The following is a 14,648-nucleotide window of genomic DNA, read 5'->3' on the forward strand; positions in this document are numbered from 1 at the left end:
ATGAGACCTGCTTCTGCAAAAGAGATAGCCCAATTACAAAAGTTAGTACAAGATAATAAAATGATATTAGCATGCCAAACCAAAGAAAAAATACTAAAGATTTTAAGTGATTATTTACAGAAAGAATTTGGAATGCATGCTAATGAAACTACAGTAGCATCTTATGATGAGGTACATATAAGTGGAGCGAATGAAGAGCTAGAATAAGAGCTTTTTTGTAAATAGTAAACGAATTTCCAAAATTCTTCTTGATTTAATAACAAATATATGGCAAAAAGAGCTTGAAATAATCTTGCTGCTATAGCTCAGGGGTAGAGCACTTCATTGGTAATGAAGAGGCCGGGGGTTCAATTCCTCCTAGTAGCACCACCACACATCCTAAGCTTTGTGAGTTTTTAACCTTTCTTGAAAAGCTCATATGCTGATTTTAGTCTAGTTTCTGTCAGATACTATTATAGTATTACGTTTATTTTATAAAGCTAAGTTGCAAATAATATAAAACTAATGTATGATTTACATTTAATACAGTAACGATTATTTTATTATATGATAGACATCCTTCTTTTTGTACATATTACTATTGCAATATTGCTAATTATAGTTATTCTGATGCAGCGTAGCGGATCGGATGGAATTAGTAGTATAAGCGGCGGTAATAATATGGGAGTAGTCAGTGCTAAAACAGTCGGTAATTTTCTTACTAAAAGCACTATAATACTTACAACATTATTTTTAATAAACGCAATAGTACTTGCTAACCTTTCCTCAAAAAAGAAATCTGATTTAGTTTCTAATATTAATGAAATTGAAGAAAATCAAGCAGAAAATAGTTTACCTATAGCTAAATAGTTACAGCTTTATCTTAGTAATATCTCTCATACTTGTCATTGTCTACCTTTGTTGGCATTGTTGCGTGGATCGGTAAAATACACTGTGTCACCCCGTGGTCAAGCCACGGGGTGACAGATAAAAGTACTGGATTCCCACTTCTGCGGGAATGACATAACAGGATTCATGCAACAACACCTATGGATCAACTGAATGACATCAGAGAATTTAGTATAGTTTTCAGAACTCCCAATATATATTACTTAGAGTATAGCTTAAGCAGGTAAGGTAGTTACTTTTTGTAATACGTGATAAACAGCATCAAAAAAATATGTAAAGTTACTAGTATCTTTTCTAATTTGATGCTTACTACATGACAATTTTTAGAGATGTAAGGACTAAAGGATTGAATTTTGCTGATAATTCATGATGATAACGGGGAAAGAACTTGGTTTACATATGAAAGATCATTCCGCCCCTCTAGTCGAATTATTACAAAAACATATTTCGCTTAATTTATCAAGAGCAAAATGTTTAGGATTATTTATCATTTCAATGCTTAACAGCAGGACAGTAAACATGTCATTGTTATGCAATAGAATGCCGTCTGGGATTAAAGCAGCTTCATGGTATAGAAGGATGCAAAGATTTATCTCTGAAATCTCAATATCATGGAGAGTATTACCTGTTATGTTAGTCATGATGACTGGGTTTGAGCAGGAGCAAAAATGGTTATTGTGTTTAGATAGAACGAATTGGAAATTTGCTTACTACATGACAATTTTTCATTTTATCATCTTTGGATATTGGAATATCAAGGACAACAGCTGTATCCAACGTACTAATTGAGTAGAAATATTATACAAGATATTAACCAATGTATCTAATCCAACACGAAATATACTATTTTGCCTATAACCATGTTTTTTAATAACTATTGGTTTATCTAAAACTATAATCTCTCCAGTTTGATAAGCTAGGCAAAATGCAATAGACAATATTTGCATCAATGTATCTAATCGTAAATCATTAGTAATATGAGTTGCTTCACAGTTGAATCCTGCTGATTTAAAAGCTTTGAACATTGTTTCAATTTGCCATCTTTGAGCATATATCTCAGCAGGATTTTTGATCTCATCACTATGTATTAAGACTGCAAGTTCACTCTTCTTATTTCTGATCCCTACTACATTAAATATTTCACCTTTTGTACCAATTCTACGTTGTGACAAACTCACATGCGATCCTATGGCTAGAGGGCGAAATAACTCTTGTATTTTAACCATTTTTCCCCTTGCATTACTGATATATTGTCTATTTTCTCTAACTCGAAAAACGTATCTTATTTGATTTGTTCTAAGCCAAGAGAGCCATTCCTTACCTATAAATTCTCTATCAGCGGTTAATGCTTCAATGCGGTTTTTGTCAAAAACTTCTAAAAAACACTCCATCAGATCAATACGCTCAATATAATCAGAGTTACCACACTTTTTATCACTTAGAAAATTCCAAAAAGGGGGATCGCTATACCATGAAAACTGACAGCTAAATATAAAATATTTATATGTCGTTTACCAAATTTCCAATTCGTTCTATCTAAACACAATACCCATTTTTGCTCCTGCTCAAACCCAGTCATCATGACTAACATAACAGGTAATACTCTCCATGATATTGAGATTTCAGAGATAAATCTTTGCATCCTTCTATACCATGAAGCTGCTTTAATCCCAGACGGCATTCTATTGCATAACAATGACATGTTTACTGTCCTGCTGTTAAGCATTGAAATGATAAATAATCCTAAACATTTTGCTCTTGATAAATTAAGCGAAATATGTTTTTGTAATAATTCGACTAGAGGGGCGGAATGATCTTTCATATGTAAACCAAGTTCTTTCCCCGTTATCATCATGAATTATCAGCAAAATTCAATCCTTTAGTCCTTACATCTCTAAAAATTGTCATGTAGTAAGGTTTTCTTTAGAATATTTTATATTTAGCTGTCAGTTTTCATGGTATAGCGATCCCCCTTTTTGGAATTTTCTAAGTGATAAAAAGTGTGGTAACTCTGATTATATTGAGCGTATTGATCTGATGGAGTGTTTTTTAGAAGTTTTTGACAAAAACCGCATTGAAGCATTAACCGCTGATAGAGAATTTATAGGTAAGGAATGGCTCTCTTGGCTTAGAACAAATCAAATAAGATACGTTTTTCGAGTTAGAGAAAATAGACAATATATCAGTAATGCAAGGGGAAAAATGGTTAAAATACAAGAGTTATTTCGCCCTCTAGCCATAGGATCGCATGTGAGTTTGTCACAACGTAGAATTGGTACAAAAGGTGAAATATTTAATGTAGTAGGGATCAGAAATAAGAAGAGTGAACTTGCAGTCTTAATACATAGTGATGAGATCAAAAATCCTGCTGAGATATATGCTCAAAGATGGCAAATTGAAACAATGTTCAAAGCTTTTAAATCAGCAGGATTCAACTGTGAAGCAACTCATATTACTAATGATTTACGATTAGATACATTGATGCAAATATTGTCTATTGCATTTTGCCTAGCTTATCAAACTGGAGAGATTATAGTTTTAGATAAACCAATAGTTATTAAAAAACATGGTTATAGGCAAAATAGTATATTTCGTGTTGGATTAGATACATTGGTTAATATCTTGTATAATATTTCTACTCAATTAGTACGTTGGATACAGCTGTTGTCCTTGATATTCCAATATCCAAAGATGATAAAATGAAAAATTGTCATGTAGTAAGAGCTATAACCAACTTTTCTAATCATGTTTATTATAGTTCTTGCTGATACTTTACTAGGATACAAGATGGTTAGCTCTCGACTGCTTTTATCTTTATTAGATTCCAAAAATTTTTTAAATCCTTCCATATCTGTTATTTTATGACTATGCCCTTTTTGATAGCCAGTTTTTAATTGAACATCTCCTGTTTCTTTCTTTAATTTCCTCCAATCATATATTACTTTACAGCTGATATTAAATACTTGACTTGCTTCTATTATTCTTTTCCCTGACTCAATATATTGAATCACTCTCTTTCTTAAATCATATGAATATGGACTTGGCATAACTATTTTCTAATTACTTTACCATATCCTTTTATTAATATCACTATCTTAATTGCCTATGCTATACAGCGACTTTTTGAATACGAAACTCGCGTTATTTAACCTTACTTGCTTTTTTTATAGGTCAGCATAATTTCTTTACAAAAAATTAAATTGTAAAGAAATCTATACTGTTTTATATAAAAGTCAATAGGAATTTTCGCCTTATACGATAACGCGAGTTTCGTATTAAGATGCCTAAATTATGGTTAATGAATATGCTATAATGCTTATCCTTTCAAGGTTTGTAAGAGGTGTGACAAGTTTTACAATTTAATAGTTATAGTCAAAAAAGACAATTTACTAAAAATTTATGCAGTTTTAAGTACATTTTATAACAAAAACAATATTACTAATATCCTCGTAACCCAGTTACTATCAGCTATTCAGTTCCTCTATTAATACGAAACTCGCGTACGATAAATAGAGAAATGAAGTGCAACTTAACGCACTTCACATGTAGTGGAATGTAAGAAGTTAAGATATTTCACAACTTTCTTTAGATATTTGCCCTATATGTTCTACTTTATACTTCTTTTCTTGAGGTACTAGACCATGATGAACAAAATATCTTTTTATAAACAGCAAATTCTTAATAATAACCTTGGTAGATATTTGGCACTTGAAGAAATTAAACAATATTTTCAGCTAGAAAAAGTAAGATTATTATCACGCATAAACTTGTTATTTAAAGATGTTTTAAACTGTTCTGACGATAGTTTTGGAACAACTGTAATAAATAGATTTTTTAAATCAATAAAGAGCAACTATCATTAACTATTAAAATCTTCTATTATTTCCTTTAATCCCCTATATATTCATAAACTCTTTAAATTACTCTCAAATTTTTATTTATATCTTTAATTAAATTTCTATTGCATTCTTAAAACTTCTTATTATGATTTTGTCTATAGCTCATTCTTTAACAGAATATTAAAATTTATAGAATTTAATAAGAGGATAATATGTATAATTAGAATATTTTTCTAGAATCAATATGTAAAAATTAATAAGATTTTAGAAATTTATTTTTTAATAACTTTCTTGTCATAGATTGTTCTATTAGCAGCACAATAAATATGTGATAAATAAACTAATTGAAAGAAAAAATAAGTAATATACAGTAATGGTTCATTTTTAGATTGAAAAGCAAAAAATGCTATACTATCGTTGGTAGTTATAATTAAATATATTAAAAATATGCTTTTCACTAAATTTATACTCTATCTTAGTTGCAGGTCTTACAGCTACCGTTATCGTTTTTATGCGTTAGTTATCTTATTACAAACAGCAAATTATTAATAAGGATTTAAAAATAATACCTGCATATTTTGATAAAAAAATGTTATATAAAATTCTTAATAATAACTGCGATAGATATTCTGCTCTTGAAATGATTAAATCATATTTTAAGTTAAAAACTGCAAGATCGTTATCATATGAAGAACTTGAAAATGATGAGCAATTAAGCGAATTATTTAGAGATTCTTTAAACTATTTTATTGATGATTTTATATCAAAATCCGATAAATCAGTTTCAGCAAATAAAGCGTTTAGTATACAAGATGAACATAACAATACTCACAAATTATATGCGTTTTAGAGAAAAATAATATATCGGACAAAACACATCAAATGCTTATATATGTCAAAGTACCTTATATAATAACCAAAGACGACGAAGAAAGCTTAAACACTTTCATACACTTGGCTAAGATAATGTAGATTTCCCAAAAACAAAATCAGAAACTCAAGAAAGAAGAATAACTAATTTCAAAACTGTCTATTAGAAAATTATTTTAAAAAACACCAGTCATTTATATTAAATCATAACTAATAATTAAAAATTGTTGACTTATTTTAAGTATCTTTATATCGTAATTTACTTAAATGGTATTTAAACTCTATCATTAATTTTTAATAAACTTAAGATATGGTAACACATGGAAAATAAAGAAGAAGAATCAAATATATTACCTGAGTTTATAATTGATGAAGAAGAGGAAAAACGATTAAAAGCTGCAAACTCTAAAAAAGAACTTAAGTTAATATTAATAACGTTTGCAATCATTTTAACTAGCTTTTTAACATTTTGTTATTTCTTTTTTAACTATATAGAAGAAAAAGCAGCAGAATATAAACTACAGCAAGAAGCAGAAGCAAAAAAGTTAGATAAAGCTGAATGATGCAAGCTTATAATATTTCAGCAATTCTCAAATAATCTTGAGGGGTAAGGTTTTCAGCACGATAATTATCATTGATTTTCAACTGAGTTAATACTTCATGTATATTAGGTACAAGATTTTTCAGTGATGATTTGATCATTTTCCGTCGTCCTGCAAAAGCAAGTTTTGTTATTTGCTCAACTTTATTTATCAGAGCAATAGACGGCGGATTTTCTAAAGGTATTAGTTTGACTATCGCAGAATATACTTTAGGAGGTGGATAGAAAGCAGTCGGTGCTACGTCAAAGCATTTTTCCACTTTAGCAATTAACTGACATATTACCGATAACCTGCCATATGCTTTAGTTGATGGCATAGCACAAATACGTTCTACTACTTCCTTTTGTAACATTAGCGTCATATTATTAATTAGTCGTGCTTCTTTCAGCCATCTAATCACTAACTCAGTACCTATATGATACGGTAAATTAGAAATTATAGTTACTTTATAGTCAATTGATTTGGACTCGCCTACATCGTTACTCGTCGCTCTCCTATTAGTTATAGGCTTCGCTTCTCGCTCCTTGTATGCAAATCCAACTGAATTGACTATATCATAGCTTAAATCGGTTAAATTTATTTTAAGCGCATCTTGTTTAATAATATTTAGATTAGGATAATATTCTTTAATCTCATTAAGAAGCGGGATGCATCTCTCATCTGTTTCTATAACAGTTAAGGATTCAGGTTTTTTTTGCAATATTGACCTAGTTAACCCTCCGGTGCCTGGTCCTATTTCTAATACTCGGCTATTTTCTGCAAGGTTACTCGCATGTACAATTTTATCACATAGGCTACTGTCAAAAATAAAATTTTGTCCGTACTTTTTAAGAGGATTAATTTGATGAGATGCTGCATGTTTTGCAATTGAAGGGAGCATGGAGTAATGTTGTTCTAGCTAAAAAAGTTGCATGAATCGATTTTCATCGTCATTGCGAGCGACTGAAAGGAGCGTGGCAATCTCATGAAATAGTATAAAATCCTGAGATTGCCGCGTCGAGGCTTTGCCTCTCCTCGCAATGACGAAAAACAGGTACCTCAAGATGGCAACATTATTTTTATAGCTGCCTTTTTACGCATATTTTCAAACATTTTTTGTGCTTTTTGCGAAATCTTTTTATTGGTTAGGAAGTTTACTACATAATTATTTTCATCTTCATTAACATTTAAGATTTTTTTGCTGCACACTAATATTATTTCAAATTTGTTATTTACTTCAAAAACATTGCTTGCTTTATCAGGAGTTAAGTCCTTTATAATAGTTTGTTTTACGCCTTCTATCTTGCTAAGCTTATCGGTAATAATTTGCATAGTAGCAAAATTATCATAAAGCGATTTTTTAACATCCGCACATTTTTTTAGTCGATTTTTCAAATTATTCATCTGCGTAAACGCTTTATTGCCACCATCTTTAGATGTAAATACTTGCATTGAAATTTCTACGTCTTTTTGATCGCTAGATAAAATTGCGACATCTATTTCTTTATTACTTACTTGTACCGATCTTGATAGACTTGATAAAATATTCATTTTAATCAACTCGGATTTAATTTGGGAAATAAAACTATCAGGATTAACCGATCTGCTTTTTAGATACTGAAGAAGAGAACCGTGAGGCATTTTATTACGATCTTCAATAGATTTAATAGCGTTATCTATCTCTTCTTGCGGAATTTCTCTATCTCCGGCATATTGAAAAAGCAAAGATTCGTCAATTAAGCTCTTGATTACTAAGTCACTTAGCTGCTTATCTTGAGCAGGCGTTAGACTTTCAACATTATTTAGTGCCATAATCATTTTTTTTCTAGCACGGAACTCATTAAGAGTAATAGGTTCATCATTTACGGATGCTACTATATTCGGTAATGATGCTTGTGCTACATTAAAAGTAAAAAAAACGGTAATGATTAATAATAATTTTCTCATGTGATACTCTGAATAAGTGACCAGTAAGTAGACGAAGTTTTATTTGGAAAAGAGCAAGGAGTCTATAAGTCAAGGAGTGGAGCGTACATTTAGTACGTGAGCACCGCAGAACTTATAAGACGACGTAGCCAATTTTTTAAATAAAACGAGTATACTCACATGTTTAAAACTTTTAAACCGATAGAAATAGTCGGCGAAGAGGTAGTTTTTTTGATTCCTCTACTTCCATCGGCTAGATAATCGGAATAAATCTTTGCAGTAATTCTAACACAATCTTTCGCATATGTCACCCTAATAGTTCGAGTAAGCAAATTTGGAGATCGTCTAGAGAGATCAATACGTGCACCAAAGCCTATAGTCCAATTTTCCGCTAACTGATAATTTATGTCCCCATAAAATTGTCGCACTCTATTATTTAAAACCTTTATACTTTCTACGGAATAATATTTTTTAAGATTGGTAAGCTGAATAAAACTACCTAGAAAGTTAATCTTATCATAGTTAAAATTTCCTCCCACTTCATCTTTAATAGGTCTGAAATATCTATCTTTCCAAAAGCTATAAAACACTTCTAAATTATTAGAAAGATTACCTAGAATCTGCCCTACATTTTCCGTATCATCAGCAGGCAAATCTATACTATATCTTGTATTACGCGACTGTCCTAAAAATAATTTTAAATAATTTTCTTCTTTAGCAATACTAGTATTTAAGCCATAACTTAATCTATTACCGAAATCATGGCAATCAATACCGCTATAACGGTTGGATAAAAAGATATTTTTTTCGGATAATTCATATTTAGCAGGATCAATTATAACAAATTTTTTATCTTTCTTAGATAGTTTACGTCCCATAGTAAAAGAAACTACCGGCTCAATAAGTAAATTTATAGTTTTTGTTATATTACCTACTAACGGATAACGCCATAAAGTTTGCAATTCCGGTATATTCCTTTGAAATGATTTACTTTCTCTCGGCTTATCTAAATAAGCCCGTCTAGCAAGATAAAAATCGCCTCTATCTTTTGCTACAAAATCAAAAATTTGCCCTGAAGAAGTCAGCACATTATGCATAAAGGATAATTGTAGAGAGGTTCTAGCAAGTTGTTTTCCTATTCTTTCTTTGTACATTAACATATTATTTTCAACAACGATATGGCTGTTGTCATTATCATTCAAATTTATCACGTTTTTTGTATTGATTTTCGGTAATACTAGAGGATCGGTATATTTACTATCATTACTACCTAAGCCTTGAAAACTTAATCCTTCCGCCGAAAAATAATCAGTCTCATGAATTTTATTTAAGAATATTTTAGAAGTTAAATATGAAGCGTAGTTATTATAATAATTTTTTAAATAAGCTTTATCCGATGTACGTTCCACCCTGAAACCGTAATCATAAACTTTATCGGTACTAATAAAATTACCGCTTGCTATATAATGATAAGAAGAAACTTTTTTATTTTTCACTACACTTCCATCTTTTTTTAGAAAATACGGTAATTTACCGTAACTACCTTGAAAATTCATATTATCGGTATCATTCGGGCGATAGCGTGCTTCTAGCTCATAAGTTTGATATTTACTAAAAATCCTTGGAGTGAGAGTAAAATCCATATTAGGTTTTGCACGTAGATATAGAGGGATACCAAAACCTTTATTTTTGATGTCAGGCACTAATAATCCGGAAGTTGCAGGTGCCGTAGGAGTCGGATGGGAAAAATACGGTAAGTAAAAAATCGGTACGCCATATACTTCAAAAAATACGTTTTTATAAACTACTCTATGTTCTTCGGAATAAATATAAGTATCCTTAGCAGCAATTTGCCAAATAGGATTTCTATTACAAGTAACATCGCAAGGGGTAAATTCGGCATGGTGCAGCTTAAGATTATTTTCATCTATTCTTTCGGCAAGTTTAGCAATTAAAAGATTATTATCACCGGGAAGCAAAATGAATTCCGATATGATACCTTTCTTAAATTCATCTTTTAAAACCGCTTTGTCTCCCTCTATTATCCGGTTTTGTTTATCCTTAATTCGGATATTACCTTCTGCCCATAAAATATCGTTTTCTATATCATAAAGTAAATTATCTGCCGTTAATAAATACTCATCCGTGATAATTCTTATATTACCTTTAGCATATATCAAATCCTGACTTTCATTATACTCTACGAAGTCGGCTATCATATTGCTTATTTTAATATTTTGACCATTCTTAGAAAGATGGGTAAAACTTACCAAAGAAAATATTATGATAATAAGCAAGCATATTATTCGTAGTAGCATTTATATTAAAAATATTTTAATAGTAAAATAATAGCAAGCTATTAGCAATATATCAAATAATAAAAAATTTTGCTTGCTCTTTTGCAGTGCAAGGTTATTCTATGGAGATGATAACAGTCATTGTGAGTGGACATTGTTGCGTGGATCGATTCCACTACTGTCATACCGTGGTCAAGCCACGGTATGACATCGGAACGTTTTTCAAGAACCATGCAACAAAGCCACTCTCAGCTCAAAAAACCAAGTACTAATAAAATGCTAGACAATTTCATTGCAAATCAAGCAACTAAAGAGTTTTCAGTTAGTGAGATTTCTAATAAAATTAAAGAATTATTAGAAAATAATTTTGGCTATATTAAAGTAAAAGGAGAAATTTCAGGTTTAAAAATAGCAAGCTCAGGTCATGCTTATTTTAACTTAAAAGAAAATACCGCTATTTTAGCCTGTACTTGCTGGCGTCCTATTCTTGCTAAAATCAAATTTCCTTTAAATGATGGTATGGAAGTGGTAATTAGCGGCAAGCTTTCAAGCTATGCAGGTAATTCACGCTATCAATTATCGGTAGATAATTTGCGACCTGCAGGACTTGGTGCTATGTTGCAAATTCTAAATGAACGCAAAGCTCGTTTAGAAAAAGAGGGACTATTTAATAAGAAACGTATTCCTATACCTTTTTTACCTGATAAAATAGGCGTTATCACTTCAATAACCGGTGCTGTTATTAAAGATATTATTCATCGCATTCGCGAACGTTTCCCGACTCGGATAATAATATGGCCGGTTAGCGTACAAGGCGAAAATTCCGGCAATGAAATTGCTAGAGCAATTGAAGGATTTAACAATTTAGAAGAGATAAATAAACCAAGTGTTATAATTGTTGCTAGAGGTGGCGGTTCTATAGAAGATCTTTGGTCATTTAACGATGAGATATTAGTACGTACCGCTTATAACTCAAAAATTCCTATTATTTCYGCAGTAGGTCATGAAGTGGATTATACTTTAATAGATTTAGCAGCCGATAAAAGAGCTCCGACTCCAACTGCTGCCGCAGAATTTGCCGTACCGGTACGATCTATTTTAAATAATACTCTACAATCTTATGAAAAAATATTATTGAATAATACTAGCCGGTTAATTAAATATCACGAACAAAATATAGTAAATTACGATAAAATATACAGATATCTCTCTCACTATATAAATAATAGGCAACAATTACTAGACGAAACCGGTTTTAATTTACTAGATGCTTTACCGTGCTTTATTGAACTACAAGGAACAAAGCTTAAATCTTTTTCTAAAGAAAGAGTTAACCCTGCTAAAATACTCAATTACAAAACATTAGAATTAACACATCAAACAGCTTATCTATCAAAATCGGCAAATAATACTTTGAAAAATTTTGAGTATAAATTAGAATTAAATAGCACGTTACTTGCAAGCCTTGATTATCATAACGTATTGAAACGAGGTTTTGCTATAGTTAAAGGAGAAACAGGTAATTTTTTATCTTCTAAAATTACTGCTGCAAATGAAAAAATTTTTAATATTAAATTTTCTGACGGCGAAATTAAAGTAGTTCGTAATTAAAAATGTCATCCTGTGGCTTGACCACAGGATCTTGTATCACAGGCTGTATCCTGAGATCCCGCAATCAAGTTGCGGGATGACATTAAAAATTACTAGATCCCTGCTTTCGCAGGAATGACAAAACATAATTCTAAAAAAATACAGACCATGAAAATTTTAAAGCTTTTTATTTTTATACTTCTCATTTCTAAAAATTTTTATGCTTTGAGCATAGGTACGAACGAACAACAAGCAATTTTAGAATGTGAAGGGACAACCAATAAAAAAACTTTGATAAATGCATGGTATGTAAATGAGCCTTACCAATACTTAATTGCTACTTCAAACGGTCGCACTACCGTTTCCGGTATGGATATAGAATTAATTAACGCTATTGCCGCAAAAATAGGTATCAATATTGAGTATAATCAAGATAGTTGGTATCAAGATCAATTAGATATTCAAAGCGGCAATGCCGATATGACTGCAGGAGCTACTTATACTGCTGAGAGAAGTAACTACGCTCATTTTTCAAAACCTTATCGCTTAGAAGAACTATCATTATTTATTATTGAATCACTTGCCAAAAAGTTAAATTTTCAAAATGTTAATGAACTAACAGCACAAATACGCTTATTTAATCTTCATTTAGGAATAGTGAAAGGTACCGTATACGGAGACCCTAAATTTACGGATTTTTTATATAATGAGAAAAATCGGGATATAATTGAAATATATCAAAATGATATAGAATTAGTAAACGGAATAATAAAGAAAGAAATTGACGGTTTTATTAGTGATCGAATAGTCGGTTCCGTTAATATACTCGGAAGAGCGATAGACAGGAACATATTAGAAGTTCCTTTAAATATTAAAACTCCTATACATTTGATATTTAGCAAAAAAACCGTATCTTTAAATATAATTGAGCAATTTAATTTTGCGATAGATGATTTTCTTACAAGTAACGAATATAAAAAAATTATTAAGACATACATATACCATATTCTATTACCTAAATCTATAGATGCTCGTTGGTGTCATATTATAGGATTACTTGGCTGCCTTGCTTTTGCTTTTTCAGGAATTATTTTAAGTAGCAGAAAAAATAGTACTTTATTCGGTACATTTTTATTTGCAGTATTACCGTCTATTAGTAGCTGTATAATACTCGACTTAATAGTAAATCATGATACCGGACATTTAAACTTCTATTTTACTCCTTCTTATTTCTATTATATATTTGTAGTAGTTTTACTTGGTTTTACAATTATTAAATTATTCAGCTATTATAATAAACAGATTGCTGAAGATAATTATTTAGAACAATCATTAAATAATATAGTAGCAATTTGTGATTCATTCGGACAAGCAACTTTTATAATTATAGGAGTTGCAATGGTTATTATTCACAAAATCAAGCCTTTAAGTTTTTGGGGACCGTTTTTTGCTTTTATTACAGCTAATTGCGGTGCGATATTACGAGATTTTATTATGAAAGAACATTCAATTAAGAGAATACCAAGAGGAGTGAGTATTGAAATAAGTATATTATGGGGTATAGCCTTTAGCGTATTATTAGATATATACGGCAGTAATCCAAATTACAATACCATAAAATATTCAATGATTATAGTAATTTCCGGAGCATTCATTACTAATCTTTTAGCTTATCATTTTGGTTTTCTTGAGTGGCGATTCCGTAATGAAAACACAAACTTAGAAAAACAAACATGAAGATAGTTACTTGGAATATTAATTCCATAAAAACAAGACTTAATTTATTGCGTAATTTTTTATCTAAAGAAAATCCGGATATTTTATTATTGCAAGAAATAAAATGCGAAACCGAGAAATTTCCTTTTGATGAATTATCCAATCTACCTTATAATTTTTATGTTCACGGACAAAAATCATATAACGGCGTTGCTATAATTTCAAAATTTCCTGCCGATGAAATAATTAAGGACTTTCCGAATAATTACTACAGTGATCAAGCAAGATTCTTAGAAATAAAATTATCATTACCTATAGGATTCTGTAATATAATCTCGCTCTATGCTCCTAACGGTTCATTTATCGGTAGCGATAAATTTGTAGCAAAGCTAGCATTTTATGATAATTTTATTAATTATCTATCAACTAAAAAATCTTTTGACGAAAAAACTATCATTGGCGGTGATTTCAATATTGCACCGTTCGATATAGACGTATATTCACCTAAGCTACTTGCTGAAACTACTTGTTTTACTGAGATTGAACAAAAAAAATTACGTACTATTCTAAATTCCGGGTTTGAGGATTTATATAGATTGATGCATCCGAGTAAACAAGAATTTTCATGGTGGGATTATAGAGCCGGATGTTTTGAACAAAATAAAGGTATGAGGATTGATATGATCCTTGGTTGTAATAATACTATTGACTATTTAGAAAATTGCTATATGGATTATAATTTAAGGACTCAAGAAAAACCTTCAGATCATATACCGGTAATTGCGAGTTTTAAAAATAGTCAGTGAATGTCATTGCCTGCGTGGATACCAGACCGTCATTGCGAGGAAAAACTGCAAGTTTTGATGAAGCAATCTCATGCTAAAGTCCTGAGATTGCCACGCTCCTTTTAGTCGCTCGCAATGACGATTTGCTATCCATGC

The 14,648-nt window shown here is 30.8% G+C and carries 15 protein-coding genes, 1 tRNA gene and 1 pseudogene; 11 read left to right on the plus strand and 6 right to left on the minus strand.

Annotated elements, in window-relative coordinates; translation table 11 throughout:
* From REIS_RS01880 to REIS_RS12035, 4 genes are all read left to right on the plus strand, one after another.
* Entirely contained in the window at positions 1 to 207 is a 207-nt protein-coding gene (locus REIS_RS01880; RefSeq protein ID WP_008579554.1) for a hypothetical protein, read from the plus strand.
* A gap of 87 nt (positions 208 to 294) precedes the next feature.
* A tRNA-Thr gene (locus REIS_RS01885) sits at positions 295 to 369 on the plus strand.
* A gap of 177 nt (positions 370 to 546) precedes the next feature.
* Positions 547 to 849, plus strand: a complete 303-nt coding sequence (secG, locus tag REIS_RS01890) for a preprotein translocase subunit SecG (RefSeq protein WP_008579555.1) — start codon at positions 547 to 549, stop codon at positions 847 to 849.
* 405 nt (positions 850 to 1,254) lie between these two features.
* A complete protein-coding gene (locus REIS_RS12035; RefSeq protein ID WP_040614694.1) occupies positions 1,255 to 1,677 on the plus strand; it encodes a hypothetical protein in 423 nt (140 codons plus the stop codon).
* Here REIS_RS12035 and REIS_RS10850 read toward each other — a convergent pair.
* Together REIS_RS10850 and REIS_RS01900 are read right to left on the minus strand one after the other, a co-directional pair.
* A complete protein-coding gene (locus REIS_RS10850; RefSeq protein ID WP_338109792.1) occupies positions 1,614 to 2,381 on the minus strand; it encodes an IS4 family transposase in 768 nt (255 codons plus the stop codon). The two genes, REIS_RS12035 and REIS_RS10850, sit on opposite strands and share 64 nt — an antisense overlap.
* Positions 2,327 to 2,743: a hypothetical protein gene (locus REIS_RS01900; protein WP_008579269.1), complete on the minus strand. Its 417-nt coding sequence runs from the start codon at positions 2,741 to 2,743 to the stop codon at positions 2,327 to 2,329. Before REIS_RS01900 ends, REIS_RS10850 begins: the two co-directional genes overlap by 55 nt.
* Positions 2,744 to 2,916: 173 nt before the next feature.
* Between REIS_RS01900 and REIS_RS01905 the strand changes: the two genes are divergently transcribed.
* The gene (locus REIS_RS01905; protein ID WP_241760926.1) at positions 2,917 to 3,591 is read left to right on the plus strand and encodes a transposase; all 675 of its coding nucleotides are present in this window, start codon (positions 2,917 to 2,919) and stop codon (positions 3,589 to 3,591) included.
* Here REIS_RS01905 and REIS_RS12040 read toward each other — a convergent pair.
* On the minus strand, positions 3,528 to 3,935 hold the full coding sequence (locus tag REIS_RS12040) for an IS630 transposase-related protein (protein WP_241760911.1): 408 nt from the start codon (positions 3,933 to 3,935) through the stop codon (positions 3,528 to 3,530). The genes REIS_RS01905 and REIS_RS12040 overlap by 64 nt on opposite strands.
* 594 nt (positions 3,936 to 4,529) lie before the next feature.
* On the opposite strand from REIS_RS12040, the gene REIS_RS01910 reads away from it, so the two are divergent.
* From REIS_RS01910 to REIS_RS01920, 3 genes and pseudogenes are all read left to right on the plus strand, one after another.
* The gene (locus tag REIS_RS01910; RefSeq protein ID WP_037214468.1) at positions 4,530 to 4,751 is read left to right on the plus strand and encodes a hypothetical protein; all 222 of its coding nucleotides are present in this window, start codon (positions 4,530 to 4,532) and stop codon (positions 4,749 to 4,751) included.
* Between the two features lie 393 nt (positions 4,752 to 5,144).
* Positions 5,145 to 5,699, plus strand: a pseudogene (locus tag REIS_RS16865) (hypothetical protein).
* Between the two features lie 218 nt (positions 5,700 to 5,917).
* A complete protein-coding gene (locus REIS_RS01920; RefSeq protein ID WP_008579560.1) occupies positions 5,918 to 6,160 on the plus strand; it encodes a hypothetical protein in 243 nt (80 codons plus the stop codon).
* A 7-nt stretch (positions 6,161 to 6,167) separates the two neighbouring features.
* On the opposite strand, the gene rsmA is transcribed toward REIS_RS01920, so the two are convergent.
* From rsmA to REIS_RS01935, 3 genes are all read right to left on the minus strand, one after another.
* Entirely contained in the window at positions 6,168 to 7,079 is a 912-nt protein-coding gene (gene rsmA / locus REIS_RS01925) for a 16S rRNA (adenine(1518)-N(6)/adenine(1519)-N(6))-dimethyltransferase RsmA (protein ID WP_008579561.1), read from the minus strand.
* A 158-nt stretch (positions 7,080 to 7,237) separates the two neighbouring features.
* Positions 7,238 to 8,125 carry a SurA N-terminal domain-containing protein gene (locus REIS_RS01930; protein WP_008579562.1) on the minus strand — a complete coding sequence of 296 codons (888 nt, stop codon included), beginning with the start codon at positions 8,123 to 8,125 and terminating at the stop codon, positions 7,238 to 7,240.
* 155 nt (positions 8,126 to 8,280) lie between these two features.
* Positions 8,281 to 10,422 carry an LPS-assembly protein LptD gene (locus REIS_RS01935; RefSeq protein WP_008579563.1) on the minus strand — a complete coding sequence of 714 codons (2,142 nt, stop codon included), beginning with the start codon at positions 10,420 to 10,422 and terminating at the stop codon, positions 8,281 to 8,283.
* Between the two features lie 255 nt (positions 10,423 to 10,677).
* Here REIS_RS01935 and xseA point away from each other — a divergent pair, with 255 nt between their 5' ends.
* From xseA to xth, 3 genes are all read left to right on the plus strand, one after another.
* Positions 10,678 to 12,012 carry an exodeoxyribonuclease VII large subunit gene (xseA, locus tag REIS_RS01940; RefSeq protein WP_037214473.1) on the plus strand — a complete coding sequence of 445 codons (1,335 nt, stop codon included), beginning with the start codon at positions 10,678 to 10,680 and terminating at the stop codon, positions 12,010 to 12,012.
* Between the two features lie 114 nt (positions 12,013 to 12,126).
* Positions 12,127 to 13,728, plus strand: coding sequence for a transporter substrate-binding domain-containing protein (locus tag REIS_RS01945; protein ID WP_241760912.1), 1,602 nt, complete (start codon positions 12,127 to 12,129; stop codon positions 13,726 to 13,728).
* Complete coding sequence (gene xth / locus REIS_RS01950) at positions 13,725 to 14,513, plus strand: exodeoxyribonuclease III (protein WP_008579566.1); 789 nt, start codon at positions 13,725 to 13,727, stop codon at positions 14,511 to 14,513. The genes REIS_RS01945 and xth overlap by 4 nt, the downstream gene beginning before the upstream one ends.
* Positions 14,514 to 14,648 lie beyond the last annotated feature (135 nt).

It is taken from the genome of Rickettsia endosymbiont of Ixodes scapularis, from assembly GCF_000160735.1.
GTDB lineage: Bacteria > Pseudomonadota > Alphaproteobacteria > Rickettsiales > Rickettsiaceae > Rickettsia > Rickettsia tamurae.

Bases quoted from the DNA above. Each gene is read 5' to 3' on its own strand.
- REIS_RS01880 (WP_008579554.1), top strand. From the start codon at position 1: ATGAGACCTGCTTCTGCAAAAGAGATAGCCCAATTACAAAAGTTAGTA.
- secG (WP_008579555.1), top strand. From the start codon at position 547: ATGATAGACATCCTTCTTTTTGTACATATTACTATTGCAATATTGCTA.
- REIS_RS12035 (WP_040614694.1), top strand. From the start codon at position 1,255: ATGATGATAACGGGGAAAGAACTTGGTTTACATATGAAAGATCATTCC.
- REIS_RS01900 (WP_008579269.1), bottom strand. From the start codon at position 2,743: ATGATGATAACGGGGAAAGAACTTGGTTTACATATGAAAGATCATTCC.
- REIS_RS12040 (WP_241760911.1), bottom strand. From the start codon at position 3,935: ATGCCAAGTCCATATTCATATGATTTAAGAAAGAGAGTGATTCAATAT.
- REIS_RS01910 (WP_037214468.1), top strand. From the start codon at position 4,530: ATGATGAACAAAATATCTTTTTATAAACAGCAAATTCTTAATAATAAC.
- REIS_RS01920 (WP_008579560.1), top strand. From the start codon at position 5,918: ATGGAAAATAAAGAAGAAGAATCAAATATATTACCTGAGTTTATAATT.
- rsmA (WP_008579561.1), bottom strand. From the start codon at position 7,079: ATGCTCCCTTCAATTGCAAAACATGCAGCATCTCATCAAATTAATCCT.
- REIS_RS01930 (WP_008579562.1), bottom strand. From the start codon at position 8,125: ATGAGAAAATTATTATTAATCATTACCGTTTTTTTTACTTTTAATGTA.
- REIS_RS01935 (WP_008579563.1), bottom strand. From the start codon at position 10,422: ATGCTACTACGAATAATATGCTTGCTTATTATCATAATATTTTCTTTG.
- REIS_RS01945 (WP_241760912.1), top strand. From the start codon at position 12,127: ATGACAAAACATAATTCTAAAAAAATACAGACCATGAAAATTTTAAAG.
- xth (WP_008579566.1), top strand. From the start codon at position 13,725: ATGAAGATAGTTACTTGGAATATTAATTCCATAAAAACAAGACTTAAT.